Consider the following 23,477-nt stretch of genomic DNA (forward strand, 5'->3'; position numbering starts at 1 on the left):
CACATTCTTGCCCTCCATGTAGTTGATGAAGGCGCGATGCCCATAAGATTCTATCAATCTCTCGGTGAGTTGAGAAGCCTTATCTTGTAACAGTCGTTTCCGAGTGGTGTGCCTTTTTCAGGGTTCTCTGATAATTCATCGATCAACGCACCCAGATCGCTTTTTAGGGAACGGTGTTTTTTAAGAAGACGTTTGAGTTTTCGCTTGAACGGCTCGGTGGCAACAACCTCAAAGCTCATCCAACAGGTCTTTGGCAGACTGGGGTGTCTTCTTGCCACTCAGATGGGCATTCACATCCTCGAAAGCCTCTTTCAGATCCTGCACTTGCTTTAGTTTTTTCTTCTCTTCAATGGTTGACTCAACCTTTACAAAATCGAAGCTCTTCAGCAACTCCATGAAAAATGAACTGCGACTGTCCTTTATGTCAAGAATGACTTTCATTACGCTAAGATAATCAATACGCTCTCACGTTCTTGCCCTCCATGTAGTTGATGAAGGCACGGTTCACCACGCGGTTACCGCCTGGTGTGGGATAGTTTCCGGTGAAGTACCAATCTCCCAAATGCTCGGGGCAGGCAGAATGCAGCCCTTCAATGGATTGGAAGATGAGTTTCACCTCGGCCTTGATGCTCGGAGGCGAAATGATCTGGGCTGATTTGTCAGACAACTGCTCGGCTGTGAACGGCTTGTAGATCTCTTTCACCACGTTGACGGTGTGTTCCAACGGAAGCTCCATCTGTGCTTTCGCCTTCTCGTACACATCGTCCAGAATGTTCTCCTGCTTGGTCTCCTTAAGGAGTTCCACCGCTGCCTTGAATACCATGAAATCGCCCAACTTGGCCATGTCGATACCGTAGCAATCGGGGTAGCGGATCTGAGGCGCGCTCGAAACGATCACGATCTTCTTCGGTCCCAGTCGGTCCACAATTCTCAGAATGGATTGCTTCAGCGTGGTTCCGCGCACAATGGAATCATCGATCAGCACCACGTTGTCTTCTCCTCTTCGCACCGCACCATAGGTGATGTCGTACACGTGCGAAACGAGGTCGTCTCGGTGCACATCGTCCGTAATAAAGGTGCGCAGCTTGGCATCCTTGATGGTGAGTTTCTCCACACGTGCGCGCATGCTCAGAATCTCACGCACCTGCTTTGCATCCAACGAACGTTTCCCTTGCAGGATCATATCGGTCTTCAGCACGTTCACGTAATCCTCCACTCCTTTCACCATACCATAGAATGCGGTTTCGGCCGTATTGGGGATGTAACTGAAAACGGTGTTCTTGATGTCGTAATCGATCTCGCGCAGCACAGGCGCCACCACCAAGCGGCCCAGTTCCTTGCGCTCTTCGTAAATGTCCTTATCGCTACCGCGAGAGAAATAGATGCGCTCGAACGAACATGACTTCCGTTCCAGCGGCTCCCGAAATGGTTTCTCGGAAACGCTTCCATCCTTCTTGATGATGAGTGCGTGCGCGGGTTGGATCTCCTTTACATCTTCCCACTTCACATTGAAGGCCGTCTGAATGGCAGGACGCTCACTCGCCACCACAATCACCTCATCATCCATATACCAGTGCGCGGGGCGGATACCTGCCGGGTCGCGCATCACGAATGCATCTCCATGTCCGATCATGCCCGCAATGGCATATCCTCCATCCCACTTCTTGGCAGATTCTACCAGAATCCTCTGGATGTCCATGTTCTCCGCAATAAGCGGTGTGGCCATCAGTTTGCTGATGCCCTGCTTCTTGTACTCGTAGTAAAGTCGGTCGTTCTCCTCATCAATGAAGTGCCCGATCTTCTCCAACACGGTAATGGTATCGGCCATCTCCTTCGGATGCTGACCGATCTCCACCAACTGCTGGAAAAGCTCATCCACGTTGGTCATGTTGAAGTTGCCTGCCAACACAAGGTTCCGTGTCATCCAGTTGTTCTGGCGTAGGAACGGATGGCAATGCTCAATGCTGTTTCCACCGAAGGTGCCGTAACGCAAATGTCCGAGGAAGATCTCTCCAGTAAAGCCCAAGTTCTGCTTCAACCATTCGGGGTCCTGAATGTGTTCGGGATGCTTCTCAAACTCATCCGCGAAGCGCTGATTGATGTACGCAAACACATCTTTAATGGGTGTGGATGAGTTGGAACGATGGCGGCTGATGTACCGCTTTCCGGGTGGCATATCGAACTTGATGTTGGCCAACCCCGCGCCATCCTGCCCGCGGTTGTGCTGTTTCTCCATCAGGAGATACATCTTGTTCAGGGCATAGAAACTCGTACCGTATTTTTCCTTGTAGTAGCTGAGAGGTTTCAGCAAGCGGACCATTGCAATTCCGCACTCGTGCTTTATAGCGTCACTCATGGTGGATTCTAAGGCGCAAAGTTACGGTTTTGGAAAAAGCCACTATCGTTTTGCGGACTGTTTTACCTTTAGCATGAAATGAGGCTCAGAACGATTCCGCTCATCCTTCTCTGTTGTTCGGCATGGTTGGTCGCGCATGGGCAAACTCCGCTTGCCGACAGTCTTAAACGTGAGTTGAGTACGGCTCAGGCTGCCGCTGTGCAGATGGAGCTTTTGGGAAAGATATCTGATGAACTGTTGGAGGCTCATGCTGATTCTGCCCTTGCCTATGCCGAAAAACAGCTGGAACTGGCGCAACGGTCGGGCAATGACGTGCAAAACGCGAAGGCGCTGGCGAGCAAGGCGGCTGCCATTGCCCGAAATGGAAACGACTCGCTGGCCATTGTCATTTACAGAAAGGCATTGGCGCTCCGCATTCCTGCATCTGAAGTACGCCTGAAGGCCACGTTGAACAAGGAACTCGGAAGAGCATATTACCACTTGGCGCTTTACGAAAAAGCCACCGAGGCATTCTTCGAAGCCCTTTCTTTTCTCAAAGGCGATTCGTTGAAAACAGAGCGTGCGTCCGTGCTGAACAGCATTGGCAACGTCTTCTACTTCACAAACATGCCCGAGGCGCTTCCGTATTACCGTCAATCGTTAGAGATCCATCAAAGCATGAACAACCTGGATGGCATCGCCTCGCAATTGGGCAATCTGGGCCTGGTCTATATCAAAATGAATGACTATGACAAGGGAATTGATTACTCCGAAAGGTCGTTGGCCTTTTACAAGCAGCTTGGTTACGAGCGCAGTATCGCCCGTTCGGAAGTGAACCTGGCGCAGGCCTATAAAAACGTATCAAAGACCGCGCAGGCATTGGCCCATGCAAAAGAGGCGCTACGCATCACACAGGAACTGAACGATCCACGGGGCATTGCCACGGCCACTATCACGTTGGGAAGTATCTACTTTGAACAGGAAGACTTTGGTGAAGCCATCAGGTATTATGAGCGCGGACTGGAAATGGTAAAACAACTGGGAATGCGTTCTTACGTGTGGGAGGCCATGTACTTTCTGGCCAAATGCTACGAGAAACTGGGGTTGAACGAAAAGGCCATGAGCCTGTACGCGAAGGTCATTGAGCTGCGAGACAGCATTTACAAGCAAGAGATGCAGTCGATGCTGACCGAAAAGGATGCACGCTACCAAACGCTTGAAAAGGAGAACCAGATCGAGCTTCTGACCGCCCAGGCAGAAGTTGCGGACCTGCAACTGCGCAAACGTGAAACTTACCTGACCACCGCTGTCATTGTCACCTTTCTGCTTGGAATCATCTCATTGATCCTCTTCTTTTTCTACCGCACCAGAACCAAGGCCAACCTTGTCCTGGAAAGAAAAAATGCAGAGATCTCGGAGCAGAAGTCCATTATTGAAGAGAAGAACGAACACATTACGGACAGCATCCGCTATGCCGAACGCTTGCAGGCGGCCATCCTTCCCAAAAAAGAGATGTTTGCCAAGCACTTCTCCGAATTCCACATCCTTTATAACCCAAAGGATATTGTTTCGGGCGATTTCTACTGGATGGAAAGCCTCCCCCAAACCTCCCAAGAAGGGGGAACCACCATCTATTTGGCCGTGGCTGATTGTACCGGTCATGGTGTTCCTGGGGCGATGGTGAGCATGGTCGGGTTTCAGGGATTGAACAAGGCGGTGCTGGAGGAAAAGTTGACCTCGCCTGCGGCCATCCTTCAGCAGTTGAGCGACCACGTGGAGGACGCTTTCGGCAAAAGTGGGGGAAGCGTGAAGGACGGAATGGACATCTGCTTGGTGGCCATCGACCCTAAAAAACGGACCGTTTCGTACGCTGGTGCCCACAACGCGCTTTGGATACTTACATCGAAAGACGATCTGCCAAGTGGCAATCTTCGGGAAGAGGAAAAAGGGATGCGCATGTTTGAGTTGAAAGCCGACAGACGCTCCATCGGTGGTTTCATGGATGCTGGAACTTTCTCCGAATCAACTGTTGAACTGAACGAAGGCGACCGCCTGTTCCTGTTCTCTGATGGTTTTGCCGACCAGTTCGGAGGACCGCAGGGCAAGAAACTTGGCAGTAAGCGCATGCGTGAAATAATCCGCCAGATGGCCCTTTCGGGAAATCTCTTAGCCCTGAATGTCATCTTCGAAGATTGGAAGGGAAAAGAGGAACAGGTGGATGACGTAACCGTTATCTCAGTTACTGTTTAGACCAGTACCTCCTCTTCCAGCAGGGCTTCCACCTCGGTGTAAGGAAGATTGAATGCTTCGGAAACGCCTTTGTACACCACTTCCCCATTCACCACGTTGAGGCCTTTTTTCAGTTCCTCATTCTCGGCACAGGCTTTCTTCCAGCCTTTATCTGCCAATTGAAGCGCGTATGGAAGCGTGGAATTTGTCAACGCAATGGTAGATGTTGCAGGAACCGCGCCTGGCATGTTGGCCACGCAGTAGTGCACCACATCATCAATAATGAAGGCAGGGTCTTGGTGCGTGGTCGGTGTGCAGGTCTCCACACAACCTCCCTGATCCACCGCTACATCCACGATCACAGTCCCGGGTCTCATCAATTTCAACATGTCTTTCGTTATCAGCCTTGGTGCCTTCGCTCCTGGAATAAGCACCGCCCCAACAATCAGGTCATGTGTTTGTATATGCTTACGGATGTTGTACTCGCTGCTGAACTCCGTTACCACATGGTGTGGCATGATGTCGTTGATGTAGCGCAAGCGCGGAAGGCTCACATCCAGAATGGTCACGTGCGCTCCCAATCCGGCCGCCATCTTGGCTGCCTGCACCCCAACGATACCTCCACCAAGGATCAACACTTTGCCTGGTGCCACTCCCGGAACACCTCCGAGCAACACCCCACGACCTTTCACTGGCTTCTGCAAATAGCGCGCGCCTTCCTGAATGGCCATTCTTCCTGCCACTTCCGACATCGGCACCAACAATGGCAATGAGCCAGTTGCAGTTTCCACGGTCTCATATGCCAAACACACCACCTCACTTGCGATCATAGCGTGCGTCAACGGTTCGCTGGATGCAAAATGGAAATACGTGAAGATGAGTTGGTCCTTTCTACAACGAGCGTACTCCTCTGCGATCGGCTCTTTTACTTTCATGATCATTTCGGCTGAGGCCCAAACCTCATCAGCCGTAGCAAAGATCTCAGCACCAACCTCACGGTAATCCTCATCTGGGAAACCGCTTCCGTGACCTGCGAAGGTTTCAATGATGACCTTGTGGCCTCTCTTAATGAATTCATGTGCGCCAGATGGCGTAAGTGCCACACGGCTCTCATTATTCTTAATTTCTTTTGGAACCCCTATTACCATGATGTTGATTTTTGAAATTTTTACAAATTTTCAATCATTATGCCCAATAATAATGGGGGTATTGCGAATTATTTTCACAAATTTCCGTGCATAACCCCTCTTTACATGTCAAATCAACCTTTTCCTGATTTTTCTCAGGATGCACAACGCGGTAAAACGTTCTAACTTGCCGCGGATTCAAAAGTGAAAAAGAGATGTCTGAAGAACTGAAGCCCTGCCCAGAATGCAAGTCGCCCTACGGTTATGCGATGAGCGATGCCCTCTACGCGTGTCCGGAATGCGGCCACGAGTGGAATCCGGAAGAACAAGCCGCTGAAGACACGCTTGTTGTGAAAGATTCTAATGGTAACCTTTTGCAGGACGGTGATTCGGTTGTGGTGATCAAAGACCTACCAGTAAAAGGAGCCAAAGGACCTATCAAGGCTGGCACCAAGGTGAAGAGCATTCGTCTGGTAGATGGCGACCACAATATCGATTGTAAGATCGATGGCTTCGGAGCCATGGCGCTGAAGTCGGAGTTTGTGAAGAAGGCTTAGGCTTAGGCTTCGACTGCGCTCAGCCTACACTCAGCCTACGGGTCATCCCAAATGCTTCCAGCCCTGAGCTTTCAGCTCGATCATCTGTTCGCCTGAAACAAGGTTGTAGCCATCGCTCTTCTCGGTGATATGACCAATGATTCGGATAGCGGGATTGGAACTGATCTTGTCGTGGTCCTTGATATCTACCGTGAACAGTAGTTCGTAGTCTTCGCCACCATTCAATGCACACGTGGTTGGGTCGAGATTGAGTTCTTCCGCTGCCAATCCTGAAGTGTGGTCCACTGGGATCTTATCCAGATAGATGCGGCACCCCACTTCGCTTTGGGTGCAGATGTGCAAAAGGTCGGAGCTGAGACCATCAGAGATGTCGAGCATCGCAGTTGGAATCACCTTTTCAAGTTCCAGAATGTCGATGATGTCGGCACGCGGTTCTGGTTTCAGTTGGCGTTCGAGCACGTAATCGTGTCCGCTCAAGTCGGGCTGCACGCCTGGATTCTCTTGAAAGATTCGCTTCTCGCGCTCCAACAATTGAAGTCCGAGATAGGCCGCGCCCAGATCGCCTGTAATACAGATGAGGTCGGTTTCCTTGGCCCCGCTGCGATACACCACTTTTTCCTCATCCACCTCACCAATAGCGGTGATGCTGATGGCCAATCCGCTTTGCGAACTGGTAGTATCGCCACCTACAAGATCCACATTGTATTTCTCGCAAGCGAGTAGAATTCCCGTGTAAAGTTCATCAATAGCCTCTACCGAAAACCGACTTGATAGCCCGATGGAAACCGTGATCTGTGTGGGCTTTCCGTTCATGGCATAGATGTCGGAAAGGTTGACGGCCACCGCTTTGTAGCCCAAGTGTTTGAGCGGTACATAGCTGAGGTCGAAGTGAATTCCTTCCATCAGCATGTCGGTAGTGACGAGGGTTTTCATTTTGCCCGTTCCGAGAACGGCCGCATCATCGCCAATTCCTTTGATGGAACTCTTCTGACGGAGCTCCACACTTTCCTTGATCTTCTCAATAAGTCCGAACTCTCCGAGTTCGCTCAATTCGGTTCTATCCGTGTCTTCAAACATGGGGCAAAGGTAAGTTAGGGTTTGATGCATCAAACCCTAACTTACTGGATTAAACCTTACCCAGTTTCTTGCGCTCGTGCTCTTTTAGGAATGTCTTTCTCAAACGGATAGACTGTGGAGTTACCTCCACGTATTCGTCCGACTGAATGTATTCCAAGGCTTCCTCCAACGAGAATTTGATGGCCGGAGCGATTCTGATCTTATCATCCGCACCAGAAGAGCGCATGTTGCTCATCTTCTTGGTCTTGGTAAGGTTTACGATCATATCGCCAGCGCGGGTGTTCTCGCCAACCACCTGACCTTCGTAGATCGGTGTTCCCGGATCGACAAAGAACTTACCTCTGTCCTGAAGGTTGCTCAATGTATAAGGAATAGCCTCGCCCGGTTCCATTGAGATCAATGAACCGTTCTGACGACCAGGAATAACTCCTTTATATGGTTGATATTCTTTGAAACGGTGGCTCATGATGGCCTCTCCAGCGGTAGCTGTCAGCAACTGGTTTCGAAGACCGATGATGCCGCGTGATGGAATAACGAATTCGAGCAGCATGCGGTCGCCTTTCGGACCCATGTTCACGATCTCTCCTTTACGGTTCGTTACCATTTCCACCGCTTTTCCATGCACTTCTTCTGGAAGGTCGATGGTCAGATCTTCTACCGGCTCGCACTTCACGCCATCGATCTCTTTGATGATAACCTGCGGCTGTCCGATCTGAAGTTCGTAGCCTTCTCTTCGCATGGTTTCGATAAGAACCGAAAGGTGCAACACACCACGACCGAACACTTGGAAACTATCTGCTGAACCTGTTTCATGCAGTCTAAGCGCAAGGTTCTTCTCCAACTCCTTTTCCAACCGCTCGCGCACGTGACGTGACGTGACGAACTTGCCTTCCTTACCGAAGAACGGAGAATCGTTGATGGTGAAAAGCATGCTCATGGTCGGCTCATCGATGCTGATCGGTGGCATTGCCTCTGGATTTTCCACATCGGCAACCGTGTCTCCGATCTCAAATCCTTCAAGACCAACAAGCGCGCAGATCTCTCCGGCCTTCACCTCCTGTACTTTGATCTTACCCATTCCTTCGAACAGGTAAAGTTCCTTCAGTTTTCCTTTCACTACGGTTCCATCGCGCTTGATCATGGCCACTTGCTGCCCCTCTTTCAGCGTACCGCGATACAGACGCCCGATGGCGATTCGACCGATGTACGGAGAGTGATCCAACGATGTGATCTGCATTTGCGAAGTTCCCTCGGCCACTTTCGGCTCTGGGATGTGCTCGATCACCTGCTCCATCAAGTAATCGATGTTTCCAGTTGGCTCGAATGGCTCTGGACCCATCCAACCCTGCTTGGCAGAACCGAAAACGGTTGGGAAATCCAACTGTTCCTCCGTGGCGCCCAAGTTGAACATGAGGTCGAAAACTGCTTCCTGCGCCTCATCTGGCGTACAGTTCGGCTTATCTACTTTATTGACAACCACGATCGGTTTCAAGCCAAGTTCAATGGCTTTCTGCAACACGAAACGTGTCTGTGGCATCGGCCCTTCGAAGGCATCCACCAACAGCAGCACGCCATCGGCCATGTTCAATACTCGCTCCACTTCGCCACCGAAATCGCTGTGTCCAGGAGTGTCGATGATGTTGATCTTGGTGTCTTTCCATTTCACCGCCACGTTTTTGGCGAGAATGGTAATTCCGCGCTCCCGTTCGAGGTCGTTGCTGTCCATAACGAGCTCGCCCATGGTCTCGTGTTCCTTAAAAACTTTCGCTGCCTCCAGCATACGATCGACCAACGAGGTCTTTCCGTGGTCAACGTGTGCGATGATGGCAATATTCCGTAGTGATGTCATACCCTTTTTGAAAAACGCGCGCAAAGGTACGCTTATGTTTGTAGCGAACTTCAGATTATCTCAATGAAAAACCCATCACCCATTCTCAGGGGTCTTTTTATCTGTGGCGTTGGTGCGCTACTGGTAAGTGTACAGTTCTCAATTGTCGGTTGGCCCGCTGCGGATATCTTCTCATGTTTAGGTGGCATTTCCACGCTGGTGTTCTATTTCCTGTTTGATCGCGTAGCCGTGGTGAAACGGAAAAGTCGATTTCCCCGACATGTAACGGTTGTGGCGTTGATCACGGCCATTGTCTTGAAATCATTTGAAATAGCAATCGGTTCGTGGTTTTTCCTGATCGCCTTCATGGCGTTTTTGGTGTGGTTGGCGTGGTCCGTTTTAGAGGAGCTTCCGCCCTCGTCCGATTAAACCTTCGAGGTTTTCGAAACCTCGAAGGTTTCGCTTTTATCTTCGCGGCATGAGCGCAGGCAAACTCATCATTTTCTCTGCTCCGAGCGGATCGGGCAAAACCACCATCGTACATCATCTTCTTTCCAAACCTGAACTGAAACTGGCCTTCTCCGTTTCGGCCACGAGCCGCGCCAAGCGCCCGAACGAAGTAGACGGAAAAGATTACTATTTCCTTTCGGCAGATGAGTTCAAAACTCGCATTGCTGCAGATGATTTTCTGGAGTGGGAAGAGGTTTACGAGAACCAGTTCTACGGAACGCTGCGTTCGGAGATCGATCGCATTCATGCAGAAGGAAAGCATGTGGTTTTTGATGTGGATGTGGTCGGAGGGCTGAACATTAAGAAGCAGTTCGGTGATGCTGCATTGGCCGTATTCGTTCAACCGCCATCATTGGAAGAACTGGAACGAAGACTTCGAAGCCGATCCACCGAAAGTGAGGAAAGCTTGGCAAAACGGGTTGGCAAAGCGGCCGAAGAATTGGAATATGCTGAACAGTTTGATGTGATCCTTGTGAATGATGATCTGGAAGTTGCAAAGCGAAAGGCGGAAAGGCTTGTGATGGATTTTATTGGTAAATAAACACACCCCTTACCCCTCTCAAGAGGGGAATTTAATGATGAAAAAAGTAGGTCTGTTCTTCGGTTCGTTCAACCCGATACACATCGGGCACATGATCATTGCCAGCTACGTGGCCGACAACACCGAGCTGAAAGAGATCTGGTTCGTGGTCTCCCCACATAATCCATTAAAGAAGAAGAGTTCGCTTCTGGAAGACCACCACCGTTTGGCCTTGGTGAGGCGTGCCATTGAAGATGATATGCGTTTCAAAGCATCCGACATCGAATTCCATCTGGAGCAACCGAGTTATACCACCGTTACGCTTGCGCATTTGAAGGAAAAACACCCGAATGTGGCGTTCACGCTGCTGATGGGTGGCGACAATCTTGCATCGCTCACCAAGTGGAAGAACTACGAGACCATTTTGGAGAATTATCCCATTATCGTCTATTCGCGACCGAATTTTGACACCACCGAAATGGCGCAGAAAGGAAATATCTCTGTTCTGGACGCACCGCAGATGAACATCTCATCAAGCCTCATCCGCCAGTTGATCACCGAAGGAAAGACCGTGAAGTATCTGATGCCAACAAAGGCGTGGGAATATTTAGACGAAATGAACTTCTACAAATAGGCCAGATAGTTTTACATTTAATGCGCTAATGACCTCTACCGTTGACCTGATACATTGGGGTGTCCCGATCATATCCATCTTCATTCTGTTGGTGGCCTGGTGGCTGCTGAATGGACGTTTGAAACGCCAGCGTCTGAACGATGAACTGGCATTGGAGAAATTGGAAGCCGAGCGCTTGAAGCAGCTTGACCTTGTAAAATCTGACTTCTTTTCGAACGTTACGCATGAGTTCCGCACGCCTCTGACGCTTATTCTCGGCCACTTGGACCAAGTGATTCCTACCATTGCAGACGAGCGTGCCAAGAAGGAACTGGTGGTTGTGAAGCGCAACGCCAAATTGCTCGAAAAGCTCATCAACCAACTGTTGGACATCGCCAAAATTGAGGCTGACCGCATGGATCTCGACCTCCGCAAAGGCAATATTGTTCCGTTGCTGAATGAGATTCAAAAATCGTTCTCATCCCTTGCGGAGCGGAAAGGAATCGGTTTGAAGTTTGAAGTGGAGGAAGAGACCATCAACATGGATTTCGACCCAGACAAAATTGAGCTTGTGTTTTACAACCTGCTCTCCAACGCTTTCAAGTTTACCGATCGCGGTGAGGTAGGCCTCAAGGTCGGACGGATAGAGAAGAATGGGAAACAGTACTGTAAACTGGTGGTTCAAGACACAGGAATCGGCATTGTGGAAGAACAGATTCCGAAGGTGTTCGACCGTTTCTATCAATCTGAGAATTCGCGCTGGCGCAAGAACAAAGGAACAGGCATCGGCCTCGCGCTGGTCAAAGACCTTGTAGAACTGCACAGCGGCAGCATCGACCTGAAAAGTATTTCGGGGGTTGGAACGGAGATAACGATTCTTCTGCCCATCGATCAGGTCATGGTAAATACCGATTCAGGCCTGGAGATCCCCGCATTGGACACCATCGATCCTGAATTGGAGATGTCATTCGATTTCCCCGCAGAAAAGCAAACGCTTTCAGAAGAGGAAATGAACGCACAGAATATTGTGCTGGTCATTGAGGACAATGACGATATCCGCAACTTCCTGCGATTGACATTGGAGCCTAATTTCCGTGTGTTTGATGCCATTGATGGCGAAACAGGAATTGAAAAGGCCTTGGAGATTGTTCCTGATGTAATCGTGTGTGATGTAATGATGCCTGGAAAGGACGGTTTTGAGGTGACCAAGATCCTGAAGAAGCAGGAAAAGACCAGCCACGTGCCCATCATTCTACTTACAGCAAAGGCCGGGGTCGAGAACCGTATTACTGGACTTGAGACGGGCGCAGATGCGTATGTTCCGAAGCCGTTCAGTTCGGATGAGTTGCATGCGCGCATCAACAACCTGATTGACAACCGCAAGAAGCTGAAGGAAAAGTATTCCCGTTCATTGCTTGTCAAACCAGAGGTGACAGCAGAGCCATCGATGGAGGAGAAATTCCTGCTACGGGTGAAAAACGTGGTGGATGCGCATTTGGATGATGAGAACTTTAGTGTGGAAGAACTGAGCAAGGAAGTAGGCATGAGCCGTGCCCAGTTGCACCGTAAACTCATTGCGCTTACAGGAAAGAGCGCCAGTCGCTTTGTACGCAATTACCGATTGGAGCACGCCTATCAATTGTTGGAGAACAGGGTTGGAACGGTTTCCGAGATCGCTTACCGTGTCGGATATAGCAGTCCGGCCTATTTTACCAAGTGTTTTACCGAAGATTTCGGCATCTCGCCAAGCCAGGTAAAGAAGGAGGTTTGAACCCCTATCAATTTTGTCTCTATCAGGGTTTTGCAACCAATTTATACTCCCGTTGCAACATTTTTCGCATAAAATCGGGCAAACGACATGGTTATCATCTATGTCACCCATTTGTATGAAACGCCCGTCTTAGCTCTTGGCACCAAACTCGTGATCGATGTTGAGGTAGTTGCTGACATTTGAATCAGTCACTCACTTAATACTGACGGTCATGAAAAAGCAAACGATCAACTCAGGACAGCAACCGGCCAAAATGGGGCTGGGAAAAGACAATTTCTCGCGCGTACTATTAATAGCAGCCGTTATCCTCTACTCCATCTCGTTGGTGCTTTTGGCCAACTTGGCAATGGCAGAAGGGGCCACGGAAGTGTCTGGGGCGTTAATAAAGGTGAACAATCGCTTGGACGGTAATGCGCTGGACGGGCTGAACCTTTCAGTTAAGTCGGTACATGGCAACGTTCTTTCAATAGACATCAGCATGGCGGATTACGTAAAGCTGAATGATATGAAAGGGGTCTGTAGTGCGCAATTGGATCACAACGGTGGTTCCGCTCCCGCAACGGCAAACGACCTTATCCGAGTAAAATATGCCAATGCCAGTGTAGTGGTAGGTGTTCTCGACAACCAGGGCGTGATGAGCGAGGCCGACCGTGCCGATCTTAAAAAAGTGGAGCCGAATGCCAACGTGGGATTCATCTCCTACCGCTCGGACGACCCATCATCTACTGTCATCATCCGCAACTTGAAAGGAGGAGAAAGCAACTTGGTTCAGGCTTTGGCCTACATGCAGGAATATGCCGCAACTGTAAATAAGCCGTTGGTGATAGAAATCGCATTGAGCGGAGCAGAGCTTCAGAACCCACTATTTGTACAAGTTTGCCAACGAGTGGCAGAAAGCGGTGTTCAGTTCTTGGGTGCACCAGACTTCGCTACGGGTTATGCGCAAGAAAATGCACCTATGCAACTGGCGTTCAGCATGTTCAATTCCGAAACAGGGCAGATCACCGACCAGTCCGATTTCTGGGCTATCAGCGAAGTAAAAGGCCAAGAAGTGATGATGCTGGGTTCAGACAACCAAACCTGTAGTATCCGTTTTGAAAAGGAGGCAGAGATGGGCAAGGTTTACCTGAGCAATGCCTCAAACGATCTGGTAATGGTCTCGGTACTTACATCTGATGGCGATGTGAACTACTACCACGTGGAGAACAAGGAAACAGCCCTCATTCCACGAGAACTGTTGAATGGTACCCCCGTTCTGGAAGACGGTTTGGCCGGCATCTACCCGTTCCACACCAAGAAGGCGTTGTACAACAATGCTGTTGCCGAGAACCAGTTCGTAGCATTGAGCCAAAACCGTAGAGAGGTGCAATTGGGAAACAATAGTGGCATGGCCCTGAACGTGGCTGCTCCTGCACCCCGTACATTGGCGATGGCCCTGAGCAATATGGACCGCCCCGTGAATATTGAGATACGCGATGAGGACGGCAATGTGGTTTACAAGAATCAGCCGGATGCTGACACGCAAAGCATCCAAACGAAGATCGATCTATCAGAAGGCGCGGAAGGTCTGTATTTCCTTGACCTGACATCCCCGCACTACCACCAGACCTTTGCGCTGCTGATGGATTGACAGCAAAGCCCCGACAGGAAACTGATCGGGGCTTTTTAGTTAGAATAATTACCGCGCTGTTAACAGCGTTAGAATTAACACTACTTTTGGGCTTTATTTTTTAATTATTACCCATTATGAAAAAAGGAACAGTAAAGTTCTTTAATGACTCCAAAGGCTATGGATTTATTATTGACACCGAAACAAAAACAGAATACTTTGTCCATGTCTCTGGATTGGTAAGCGAAATCCGCGAAGATGACGAAGTAGAGTTCGAACTGAAAGAAGGCCGTAAAGGACTGAATGCAGTAAACGTGAAGGTTGTCTAACGCCTACGAGTGAACTGAAAAAGACAAAGCCCCGCAATTGCGGGGCTTTTTTGTACCCCCTCCCCGCTTCGCGGTACTCCCCCTATCATAGGGGGAGAGTTGGTGCATTTTACAAACGTTTGCAAATGACAACCGCTCCGCTTCCTTCGACAGGCTCAGGACAGGCTCTTGTAATAAAGAGTTGGTTGAGGTAGGTCAAGTTCCTTCCTTCGCCCAGAAGACAAAAAATACGTTAGGCGGTAATGCCTGCCAAGATGGATTCGAACAGGGCCTTGCCGTCCTCATTGGCGAGGTTGGCATCGGCAGCACGCTCAGGGTGCGGCATCATACCGAACACATTGCGGTTCTTGTTGGTGACGCCTGCAATGCTTTGCAACGCCCCGTTCGGGTTGGCCGCATCATCCAGTTTGCCGTCCGCATCGCAATAGCGGAACAGCACCTGATCATTGGTGTTGATTTCGGCCAAGTTGGTCTCATCGGCATAGAAACGACCTTCGCCATGCGCAATAGGCACTTTCAGCACCGCTCCTTTCTGTATCTGGTTGGTGACCATTGAATCGGTGGTCTCACAACGGATGTTCACATTCTTGCAAATGAACTTCTGGTTGTCGTTGTGTAAAAGAGCACCTGGTAGCAGACCTGCTTCGCACAGCACTTGAAAACCGTTGCACACCCCGAACACGTAGCCGCCCTTGTTCGCAAACTCGATCACTTCGGTCATAATGGGCGAAAAGCGCGCAATGGCGCCAGACCGCAGGTAATCTCCGAAGGAAAAACCTCCAGGAAGCACTACAAAATCAACGCCTTGCAGGTCGTGGTCCTTGTGCCAAAGCTCCACCACCTCTTGGCCCATGATGTTGCGCAGCACATAGATCATATCCTGATCGCAGTTGGAACCTGGGAAAACGACTACACCGAATTTCATTGTCTTGGGAATTTGCCTGCAAAATTAGGCCTTTCGTTTCCTTGTCACCGCCCATAGAAAGGTATTTTTGAACTGTTGTAAACAGGATGGTCCATAGTCGATGGTCAACGGTCGAAAAAAAAAGCCTTTGAATGGAACTGTGGACTGTTGACCATGGACTGATAACTGAAAAAATATGAACAGACGCGAAGCGATACGAAGAAGCCTGATGAGTGGTGCCGGATTGGCCATGATGCCTTATGCATCAGCCCTTGCAAAGGAGTACGGCCTCGGATTTACGGCCGATGATTTCGGAAAGGACTTTCTGTGGGGCGTGGCCACAGCGGCCTACCAGATTGAAGGTGCGTGGAATGAAGACGGCAAAGGACCTTCCATTTGGGACACGTTCACGCATAAGGGCAATCACATCAAACACCACGATACGGGCGATGTGGCCTGCGACTTCTACAATCGCTATGCGTCCGACATCGGGCTCATCAAAGAAATGAACATGGATGTGTTCCGATTCTCTACGGCTTGGTCGCGCGTGCTGCCCAACGGAACGGGACAGGTGAACCAGAAGGGCATCGACTTTTACCACCGCGTGATCGATTCGTGCTTGGAGCAGGGCGTGCAACCTTGGCTTACGCTTTACCATTGGGACCTTCCGCAAGCATTGGAAGACAAAGGCGGCTGGGAGAACCGCGATGTGGTGGGCGCATTTGAGGAATACGCCAACCTCATTACCAAAACCTATGGCGATAAGGTGAAGAACTGGATGGTGCTCAACGAACCCATGGCGTTTACGGCCATCGGTTACCTGTTGGGCATTCACGCGCCAGGGAAAGCCTGGCCAAGGAATTTCGTTCCAACTGTGCATCATGCCTCGCTTTGTCAGGCTGAGGGCGGAAGAATCGTCCGCGCCAATGTACCCGATGCCAACATCGGCAGCACCTTCAGTTGTTCGCCTGTGGAACCGATCAACGAAAAAGGAAGGCACGATGAGACCTTGAAACGTTTCGATGTGCTGATCAACCGCCTCTACATAGAACCTCCACAAGGCTTGGGCTATCCCACAGATGACCTGCCAATGATCCGCAAGATCGAAGATTACATGCAGGAAGGCGATGAGAAGCGTTTGGCCTTCGATTTCGATTTCTATGGCTTGCAGAACTACTCACGAATGATCGTGCGGGGCAACGGCATCATCCCTTATGTTGTCGGAACGCCTTTGAACCCGAAGAAGATGAAACCGAAACCAGAGATCACCGACATGGGCTGGGAGGTTCATCCCGAAGGGATCTACAAAATGCTGAAGTACTTTGATAAGTATGATGGCATCAAGAAGATCATTGTAACGGAGAACGGGGCTGCCTTCCCCGATGTGGTGGAAAACGGCCAAGTGCATGACGCCAAGCGCAAAGAGTTCTATCAGGATTACCTGCGTCAGGTGCTGCGCGCCAAGCGCGAAGGCGTGAATGTGGGCGGATACTTCTGCTGGTCGCTGATGGACAATTTCGAGTGGGCCGAAGGTTACGATCCGCGCTTCGGACTGGTGCATGTTGACTTCGAAACGCAGGAACGGATCATCAAGGATTCTGGCCTTTGGTTCAAGGAGTTCCTCGCTCATCGATAGTTTGGAACTATTCTACGTTTTACACGTAGCATCCACCACTTGGTCAATTCCAAGTAGTGGACGCGTTTGAGAAGAGGGCTACTAAGTTTATGTTTTCTGTTGTTGGTCGTTGGCTGTTTGAACACAGTTTATGGCCAGTCCTACGACCTGGAGATTCTTGACTCCGAGAGCGGCATTGTGGGTTCTCAGATCAACGGACTTACACAGGACAGTCATGGTTATGTGTGGATCGCCACCAACTCAGGCGTAAGCCGTTTTGACGGCAAACATTTCAAAAACTATCACAAAAAAGATGGAATGGCTGAGAATCACAGTTCGGCCATCCTGTGCGATAGCGATGACCATATTTGGGTCGGCCACCAATCTGGGGGCATCTCCATCTTTTACGGAGATTCCATTGTTTCCATAACCGAAAAGTCGGGTCTTGCGAACAACGAGGTACACGACATTTTTCAGGACAGAAGCGGCAATATTTGGATCGCCACATTCGGGGGACTTTCCAAGTTTGATGGGACAAATTGGAGTTCGATGACCACTTCTGACGGTCTTTCCTCGAACAATGCGCGATGCATTGCAGAGGATGCCAACGGAAACATCTGGGTGGGAACGTATGGCGCGGGCATCAACATTCTGGAAAACGGCCAAGTGAAAAGTCTTTCCGTTGTGAACGGGCTGGTGAACAACTACGTGACGGACATCTGCGCTTACCGCGATCAGATGATGATCGGTACGCTGAACGGACTGAGCACGTGGCGTTCGGGCAGATTCCATGAACCATCATTCTCAAACAAGCTGATCAACAGCCAGATCAACCGAATTTCGTGCAACAAGAACGGAGACCTCTGGCTTGGAACATTCAATGGGGCAACCCGTGTGCGCAACGAAACCGTTTTCAATCTGACGGAGGCAAATGGCCTCACAAGCAATGAAGTGCTGAGCATACTGAATGACCGCGAGGGAAATACGTGGCTTGGTACCCGAAAAGGATTGGTGCGCATTAAAAACCTGGCCTTTGCCCACTTCTTTTCCTCAGACGATGAGGAGATTGAACCGACCTGCATCTTTAAGGACAGCAAGGGAACCATCTGGGTAGGGAATGAAAGCGGTGGCGTGCTGAAATTTGACGGCAGTCGGTTTGTAAAGGCGTTTGCCGACCCCGACATCAACGACCGACAGATAAGTTCTATTGGCGAAGACGGTGACGGAAACCTATGGTTCGGCACCATGGATTTTGGAGGTATTTTCCAATGGAACGGGAAGAAACTCTACATATATTCTGACGAGTTCGGTTTGGCAGACAACAACATCAATTGCCTGGCGCGGGATGCTGACGGGAACCTCATAATCGGCACCCCGAGCGGCCTGAGCATTTATGATGGGATGGATTTCAGCATGATCCCGATAAGTGATGATCCTGCAGAAAACCATATTACCACGCTTCAGACCACTTCCAACGGCACGGTGGCCATCGGAACTTCGGACGGGAGCGTGTTCGTTCTGGACGGCATGTCGGCAGAAAAGATCGAAGGCATCAGCGCCAGCTCGCCCATTACCGATATATGTGAGAGCAGCTACGGCCTGACCATTGCCTCACAAGTGGACGGGATCTATTTTGTCAAAGACGGAAAGATCCGTCACTTGGATGAAGGAAGTGGCCTTCGCGGTTCTTCGCTACGATCGGTGGCCCAGCTGGGTAAGAATCTCTATGTAGGAACAACCCAAGGCCTGCAACAGCTTTGGTTCATAGGCGATTCGCTCATTGTCCGAACCTTCGATTATTCGCACGGTTTTTTGGGAAAGACATGTAAACGTGGCTCCATTCTCTCCGAAGGAGACAATCTGTGGGTTGGAACCACAAAAGGGGTTACCCGATTTACCACCAAAGAGCGTGGAGACGACCTGAACGAACCATTGACCTTCCTTACAAACATTCAACTTGAACAGCAGGACGTGAATTGGGAAGAACTCGGGTTTGAAACAGACAGCGAGGGTCTTCCAAAAAATCTGGTGCTCGATTACACGCAGAATTCGTTGACCTTCATCTTTAAGGGAATCAATCATCGCCAACCAGAAGACGTTACCTACCGCTGTATCTTGGAAGGGAACGAGCACACCTGGAACCCACCAAGCTCACAGGCGTTCGTTAGCTATCCCAATCTACAGCCAGGAAAATACACCTTTAAGCTTGTAGCCTGCAACAGCGCAAACATCTGTAATCAGAATCCGATCACCTTCTCGTTCGAGATCACACCACCTTTCTGGAGAACTTGGACATTCTACATCATCTTCAGTCTGATTCTTCTGATTGCAACCTACCTGTACATTCTGCTGCGCGAACGAAGACTGAAGGAGGAAAAGCGTCTTCTCGAATCAACGGTGGAGGAACGCACCAAAGAACTTCGTGAGCAGAAGGAAATTGTAGAAGGTCAGAACAAGCACATTACAGAGAGTATCGATTACGCGCGGAACATTCAGATGGCGGTGCTGCCTTCTGAAGATGAATTGAACCGTGCGTTTGATGACCATTTCGTTTTCTACCGTCCGAAAGATGTTGTCGGTGGAGATTTCTATTGGGTTTTCGTGGATGGCGATATCACATGGGCCGCTGCTGTGGATTGTACAGGCCATGGTGTGGCGGGTGCATTCATGAGCATGATCGGAACCGACCTGTTGAATCAGATCATCATCGAGAAAAAAGTGAACGACCCAGCAGTGGTGCTCGATGAAATGGACAAAGGGATCAAGCTGGCCTTTGCCCAGAGCGCCAAGGAATTTGAGACCGATCAGGGAATGGACATGGCCCTGGTACGGATTGACCGTAAGAAGAAGGTATTGGAATTTGCGGGAGCGCAACGGCCGCTGTACCTCATGCAAGGCGGAACGCTGCTTCACATAGAAGGCAACCGACATTCCATCAGCTGCGCGGAACAGCGCGGTGCTGAACCGTTTGTGAAACACACGCACAAGGTCCATGGAAACACGGTTGCTTACCTGTTCTCCGATGGAATTGTGGATCAGTTCGGTGGACCGAATGGTAAAAAGTTCATGATTCGCAGACTCCGTGATTTCATTGAAAAGAACGGCTCAAGGTCCATGAAGGAGCAGCTTGCCGAGTTGAGCCATGAGTTCGATACGTGGAAAGGGTCCGATATGATGCAGGTGGATGACGTGATGCTTTTGGGAATTCAGCTTTAACTTTAGGCTTCATCAAGCTTATGAAGAGGTTTCTGCTTTTCCTTTCTATCCTGTTGGTCGCCATGCAAACGTTGGCTCAGCAACAGGAAGCAGACAGCCTTTCTCAGCTTCTCCAAACCAAGTATTCGAAAAACGACACGGCCCGTATTCGCATTTTGGTGGCAACCAGCGAATCGCTGTTGCGCATAGACCCCGACCGTTCGTTGGAACTGAGCAAGGAGGCACTCCGACTGAGCATTCTTCTTGGTTCCGAAAAGTACGTCAGCACTATTTACAACAACACGGGCACGGCCAACCGCATCAAGGGCGATTACACCAAAAGCCTCAGCTTTCACAATAAAGCGTTGGAGAATGACCGTAAGAACGGAAATCGAAAGGATGAGGCGCTCTCGCTCAACAACATTGGCAATGTTTATCTGAAAGAAGGACACTACAAGGATGCCATCCTGAATTACGAACGGGCACTGGCCATCCGTCAGGACATCAACGATCTGGAAGGCGTGGCCAGCTCGCTCAACAACCTGGGGCTGGTATATAAGAACCAAGGCGACCTCGACCGCGCATTGTCCTACTACCAGAACTCCTTCAAGATATTTCAGCAGATGGGCGACCGCGTGGGACTTGCCAATGCCCTCAACAACATGGGCATTGTTCATCGTTCGCACGGAAACCGAGAACGGGCGCTTGACAACTTCCTGACAGCGCTGCATCTGTTCCGCGAGCTTGGGAACAAGGTCGGTGAGGCCAACACCCTCAACAACATCGGCAACATCTACTACCAGCAAAAGAAATACGATCAGGCGCTGGGCTTCTATCAGAACTCGTTGCAGATAAGCGAATCCCTTGGCGACCAGAATTCTACAGCAGGAAAATACTCGAACATCGGTGGGGTTTACCTCATGTTAGGAGACAAGGAGAAAGCGTTGGAAAGCACCGAAAAGGCACTTTCGTTACAGAAGAACATTGGCGATGACCAAGGGCAGATAAGCACGCTGAACAACTTGGGTGCCTACTTCATGGAAACGGGCGACCTGAACAAGAGCCTTACATATTTTTTGGAGGCGGAGAAAGTGCAAAAGCGTATCGGTGATCACAATTACAGCACCATTACGCTCACCTCCATCGGTGACATTTACAAGCAGAAAAAACAACCGAAGCTCGGACTGAACTACCTGACCCGTGCGCTTCGTGAAGCCAAACACTACGGAAGTACGGAAGATCAGATCAACGTCTATGAAAAGCTCTCGCAAACGTATGCAGATGCTGGGGATTTCCAGCGGTCATACCAGTTTCAGCAACAGGCCAAAGCGGTAAGCGACAGCTTGGACCGTGTGGTGAGCGCACGCGAACTGGCAGAGATGCAGGTGAAGTTTGAGAGTGAACAGAAACAACGCGAGATTGAACTTTTGAGCAAGGAAAAGGAAGTGCAGGACCTGCGACTTACCAAGCAGATAACGGTGCGCAACACGGTAATTGCCATTGGAATTCTGGCATTGCTGATGCTCGGCCTGATCTACTCGCGCTACCGAACAAAAAAGAAGGCCAACGAGGAGTTGGACCGCAAGAACCGAGAGATCGAGCTCCAAAAGAAAACAGTAGAGGAAAAAAACTGGGAGATCACTTCGAGCATCGAATACGCCAAGCGGATTCAAGACGCGATAATGCCTTCAATGAATGAGATACGTAAGGCACTACCAGAAAGCTTTGTGTTCTATCGCCCGAAGGGAATTGTAAGTGGAGATTTCTATTGGTTCTCCAAACCGAACGATATCAGTTTTATTGCTGCTGTTGACTGTACGGGTCATGGTGTTCCAGGTGCATTTTTAAGCATGATCGGCAACGACCATCTGAACCAAATTGTAAATAGCGAGCATCGCACCAAACCTGATGAGATCCTGAACCGACTTCATCATGAGATTCAGGCCACTTTGCGGCAAAAACATGGCGTTACCGAAAACCACGATGGCATGGACATCGCGCTATGCGCCATTCATCACAAGGAGAACAAACTGGCTTTTGCTTCGGCCAATCGCTATCTGTACCTGATACGAAATGGAGAACTGACCGAAACCAAAGGCGATCATTTCAACATTGGTGGCATCATGCACGAGGATGTGCGCCACTACACGCTGCACGAAATGGAATTGCAGCAAGGCGATACGTTCTATGTTTTCTCCGATGGTGTTTCAGACCAGTTCGGTGGAGAAGACTCCAAAAAATTCGGATACAAGCGTCTTAAAGAACTACTGCTAAGCATCCACAAATTACCAATGGACGAGCAGCATAAAAGGTTTGAGAAGGCCCTTGCGGAATGGATGGGCGACAGCACCCAAATAGATGATTTCCTACTTATTGGAGTTCGCGTCTGACGGCTGAAGCGTCATCATTTTACGCTCCACATAAACGAAGAACGAGCGGTACGCTTCCGATTCCTCATCCCAACCGAAACGCTGGCCGAGCAATGTCAGGTAATGGCCCATTTCCTCTGCGCTGGCAGCGTTGTTCAACTTCAGAACAGCATCACCGAAATCTGATGCGTTTCCTTTGAACAGGCTACGGATAATGCCGAACTTCTCGTTCAACGGAATACCCGAACGAAGGTCTTCCAACGGTTTGTGGTTCAGTTTTCCTGCCAAGATGTTTCTATCGTCAGCTTCTGCGTTCCCATCAGCTTTGCCGATCAACGGCTCCTTTTTCGGAGCTGGTTTTTCCTCTTTAGGAACTTCCGCTACGGGAACAGGTTCTGGTGTTGGCTCCACAGTTTCTTCAACTACCATTTCCTCTTTCACCTCTGCAATCGGCTCAGGAACAACTTCAGGTTCTGGCTCCGATTCAACCTCTACGGCAGGTTCGGCAGGCGTTTCTGCAACTGGTTCTGGCGCAGCAATCTCCTCCACAATAGGCAATTGAGCGGTTTGCAATTCGGCCGCCTTCACTACATCGTAAAACGCCCGAACCTCTGCCAATAGGTTGTCCTTCGTCAGTTCAGAAGGGTTCTTTTCCAGTTCCTCTACTCTCTCATTCAACTTGCTCAACCTATTCTTCAATTCACTCATTTGTTGGGGATTTTTACGATTTCTTCTCTAACGTGCTTTCGTAGCTTTGTATTGCCGCGCGAGCCCTTCAAAAGTAGAGATCAATTGCGCTCCGCTGCGTTAAATTCAGGTAAGTAATTGACAGGTTATCGTTAATGTTCGGCTTTGTTCCGAGCCGAAATTTGGTTTTGAATTTGCCATA

19 protein-coding genes are annotated in these 23,477 nt (G+C 49.9%); 11 read left to right on the plus strand and 8 right to left on the minus strand.

The genetic code is table 11. The annotated features are described in order from the left end of the window. Positions 1-53: 53 nt before the first annotated feature. The 3 genes from GC178_05470 to GC178_05480 are packed head-to-tail and all read right to left on the minus strand — an operon-like array spanning position 54 to position 2,356. Entirely contained in the window at positions 54-239 is a 186-nt protein-coding gene (locus GC178_05470; GenBank protein MBI1287011.1) for a hypothetical protein, read from the minus strand. Continuing rightward, positions 229-441, minus strand: a complete 213-nt coding sequence (locus GC178_05475) for a hypothetical protein (GenBank protein MBI1287012.1) — start codon at positions 439-441, stop codon at positions 229-231. The genes GC178_05470 and GC178_05475 overlap by 11 nt, the downstream gene beginning before the upstream one ends. 13 nt (positions 442-454) lie before the next feature. Then, positions 455-2,356, minus strand: coding sequence for an amidophosphoribosyltransferase (locus tag GC178_05480; GenBank protein MBI1287013.1), 1,902 nt, complete (start codon positions 2,354-2,356; stop codon positions 455-457). Between the two features lie 78 nt (positions 2,357-2,434). Between GC178_05480 and GC178_05485 the strand changes: the two genes are divergently transcribed. Continuing rightward, positions 2,435-4,585: a tetratricopeptide repeat protein gene (locus GC178_05485; GenBank protein MBI1287014.1), complete on the plus strand. Its 2,151-nt coding sequence runs from the start codon at positions 2,435-2,437 to the stop codon at positions 4,583-4,585. Here GC178_05485 and ald read toward each other — a convergent pair. Then, positions 4,582-5,712, minus strand: a complete 1,131-nt coding sequence (gene ald, locus GC178_05490; protein MBI1287015.1) for an alanine dehydrogenase — start codon at positions 5,710-5,712, stop codon at positions 4,582-4,584. The two genes, GC178_05485 and ald, sit on opposite strands and share 4 nt — an antisense overlap. 194 nt (positions 5,713-5,906) lie before the next feature. Here ald and GC178_05495 point away from each other — a divergent pair, with 194 nt between their 5' ends. Next, on the plus strand, positions 5,907-6,248 hold the full coding sequence (locus GC178_05495) for an alkylphosphonate utilization protein (GenBank protein ID MBI1287016.1): 342 nt from the start codon (positions 5,907-5,909) through the stop codon (positions 6,246-6,248). A gap of 42 nt (positions 6,249-6,290) precedes the next feature. On the opposite strand, the gene thiL is transcribed toward GC178_05495, so the two are convergent. Both thiL and typA read right to left on the minus strand, forming a co-directional pair. Next, entirely contained in the window at positions 6,291-7,325 is a 1,035-nt protein-coding gene (gene thiL, locus GC178_05500) for a thiamine-phosphate kinase (protein ID MBI1287017.1), read from the minus strand. A 49-nt stretch (positions 7,326-7,374) separates the two neighbouring features. Then, on the minus strand, positions 7,375-9,174 hold the full coding sequence (typA, locus tag GC178_05505) for a translational GTPase TypA (protein ID MBI1287018.1): 1,800 nt from the start codon (positions 9,172-9,174) through the stop codon (positions 7,375-7,377). A 63-nt stretch (positions 9,175-9,237) separates the two neighbouring features. On the opposite strand from typA, the gene GC178_05510 reads away from it, so the two are divergent. From GC178_05510 to GC178_05535, 6 genes are all read left to right on the plus strand, one after another. Continuing rightward, positions 9,238-9,582, plus strand: a complete 345-nt coding sequence (locus tag GC178_05510; protein ID MBI1287019.1) for a hypothetical protein — start codon at positions 9,238-9,240, stop codon at positions 9,580-9,582. Positions 9,583-9,631: 49 nt separating this feature from the next. Beyond that, positions 9,632-10,204 carry a guanylate kinase gene (locus tag GC178_05515; GenBank protein ID MBI1287020.1) on the plus strand — a complete coding sequence of 191 codons (573 nt, stop codon included), beginning with the start codon at positions 9,632-9,634 and terminating at the stop codon, positions 10,202-10,204. A gap of 37 nt (positions 10,205-10,241) precedes the next feature. Beyond that, positions 10,242-10,817 carry a nicotinate-nucleotide adenylyltransferase gene (locus GC178_05520; protein ID MBI1287021.1) on the plus strand — a complete coding sequence of 192 codons (576 nt, stop codon included), beginning with the start codon at positions 10,242-10,244 and terminating at the stop codon, positions 10,815-10,817. Between the two features lie 28 nt (positions 10,818-10,845). Then, positions 10,846-12,567 (plus strand): response regulator, encoded by a 1,722-nt coding sequence (locus GC178_05525; protein ID MBI1287022.1) that lies wholly within the window; start codon positions 10,846-10,848, stop codon positions 12,565-12,567. A 211-nt stretch (positions 12,568-12,778) separates the two neighbouring features. Continuing rightward, a complete protein-coding gene (locus tag GC178_05530; protein ID MBI1287023.1) occupies positions 12,779-14,197 on the plus strand; it encodes a hypothetical protein in 1,419 nt (472 codons plus the stop codon). 116 nt (positions 14,198-14,313) lie between these two features. After that, a complete protein-coding gene (locus GC178_05535; GenBank protein MBI1287024.1) occupies positions 14,314-14,505 on the plus strand; it encodes a cold-shock protein in 192 nt (63 codons plus the stop codon). Positions 14,506-14,737: 232 nt separating this feature from the next. Here GC178_05535 and purQ read toward each other — a convergent pair whose 3' ends face one another. Continuing rightward, a complete protein-coding gene (gene purQ / locus GC178_05540; protein ID MBI1287025.1) occupies positions 14,738-15,430 on the minus strand; it encodes a phosphoribosylformylglycinamidine synthase subunit PurQ in 693 nt (230 codons plus the stop codon). 232 nt (positions 15,431-15,662) lie between these two features. Between purQ and GC178_05545 the strand changes: the two genes are divergently transcribed. The 3 genes from GC178_05545 (at position 15,663) to GC178_05555 (ending at position 22,609) form a co-directional block, all read left to right on the plus strand. Then, entirely contained in the window at positions 15,663-17,045 is a 1,383-nt protein-coding gene (locus GC178_05545; GenBank protein MBI1287026.1) for a beta-glucosidase, read from the plus strand. A 117-nt stretch (positions 17,046-17,162) separates the two neighbouring features. Next, positions 17,163-20,240, plus strand: a complete 3,078-nt coding sequence (locus GC178_05550) for a SpoIIE family protein phosphatase (GenBank protein MBI1287027.1) — start codon at positions 17,163-17,165, stop codon at positions 20,238-20,240. A gap of 20 nt (positions 20,241-20,260) precedes the next feature. Then, positions 20,261-22,609 (plus strand): tetratricopeptide repeat protein, encoded by a 2,349-nt coding sequence (locus tag GC178_05555; GenBank protein MBI1287028.1) that lies wholly within the window; start codon positions 20,261-20,263, stop codon positions 22,607-22,609. On the opposite strand, the gene GC178_05560 is transcribed toward GC178_05555, so the two are convergent. Then, complete coding sequence (locus GC178_05560) at positions 22,586-23,296, minus strand: hypothetical protein (protein ID MBI1287029.1); 711 nt, start codon at positions 23,294-23,296, stop codon at positions 22,586-22,588. The genes GC178_05555 and GC178_05560 overlap by 24 nt on opposite strands. Between the last annotated feature and the right edge of the window lie 181 nt (positions 23,297-23,477).

The organism is Flavobacteriales bacterium, assembly GCA_016124845.1.
GTDB lineage: Bacteria > Bacteroidota > Bacteroidia > UBA10329 > UBA10329 > UBA10329.

What these genes read in the sequence shown, in the direction of transcription:
- GC178_05470 (MBI1287011.1), bottom strand. Translation starts at nt 239, where the DNA reads ATGAGCTTTGAGGTTGTTGCCACCGAGCCGTTCAAGCGAAAACTCAAA.
- GC178_05475 (MBI1287012.1), bottom strand. Translation starts at nt 441, where the DNA reads ATGAAAGTCATTCTTGACATAAAGGACAGTCGCAGTTCATTTTTCATG.
- GC178_05480 (MBI1287013.1), bottom strand. Translation starts at nt 2,356, where the DNA reads ATGAGTGACGCTATAAAGCACGAGTGCGGAATTGCAATGGTCCGCTTG.
- GC178_05485 (MBI1287014.1), top strand. Translation starts at nt 2,435, where the DNA reads ATGAGGCTCAGAACGATTCCGCTCATCCTTCTCTGTTGTTCGGCATGG.
- ald (MBI1287015.1), bottom strand. Translation starts at nt 5,712, where the DNA reads ATGGTAATAGGGGTTCCAAAAGAAATTAAGAATAATGAGAGCCGTGTG.
- GC178_05495 (MBI1287016.1), top strand. Translation starts at nt 5,907, where the DNA reads ATGTCTGAAGAACTGAAGCCCTGCCCAGAATGCAAGTCGCCCTACGGT.
- thiL (MBI1287017.1), bottom strand. Translation starts at nt 7,325, where the DNA reads ATGTTTGAAGACACGGATAGAACCGAATTGAGCGAACTCGGAGAGTTC.
- typA (MBI1287018.1), bottom strand. Translation starts at nt 9,174, where the DNA reads ATGACATCACTACGGAATATTGCCATCATCGCACACGTTGACCACGGA.
- GC178_05510 (MBI1287019.1), top strand. Translation starts at nt 9,238, where the DNA reads ATGAAAAACCCATCACCCATTCTCAGGGGTCTTTTTATCTGTGGCGTT.
- GC178_05515 (MBI1287020.1), top strand. Translation starts at nt 9,632, where the DNA reads ATGAGCGCAGGCAAACTCATCATTTTCTCTGCTCCGAGCGGATCGGGC.
- GC178_05520 (MBI1287021.1), top strand. Translation starts at nt 10,242, where the DNA reads ATGAAAAAAGTAGGTCTGTTCTTCGGTTCGTTCAACCCGATACACATC.
- GC178_05525 (MBI1287022.1), top strand. Translation starts at nt 10,846, where the DNA reads ATGACCTCTACCGTTGACCTGATACATTGGGGTGTCCCGATCATATCC.
- GC178_05530 (MBI1287023.1), top strand. Translation starts at nt 12,779, where the DNA reads ATGAAAAAGCAAACGATCAACTCAGGACAGCAACCGGCCAAAATGGGG.
- GC178_05535 (MBI1287024.1), top strand. Translation starts at nt 14,314, where the DNA reads ATGAAAAAAGGAACAGTAAAGTTCTTTAATGACTCCAAAGGCTATGGA.
- purQ (MBI1287025.1), bottom strand. Translation starts at nt 15,430, where the DNA reads ATGAAATTCGGTGTAGTCGTTTTCCCAGGTTCCAACTGCGATCAGGAT.
- GC178_05545 (MBI1287026.1), top strand. Translation starts at nt 15,663, where the DNA reads ATGCCTTATGCATCAGCCCTTGCAAAGGAGTACGGCCTCGGATTTACG.
- GC178_05555 (MBI1287028.1), top strand. Translation starts at nt 20,261, where the DNA reads ATGAAGAGGTTTCTGCTTTTCCTTTCTATCCTGTTGGTCGCCATGCAA.
- GC178_05560 (MBI1287029.1), bottom strand. Translation starts at nt 23,296, where the DNA reads ATGAGTGAATTGAAGAATAGGTTGAGCAAGTTGAATGAGAGAGTAGAG.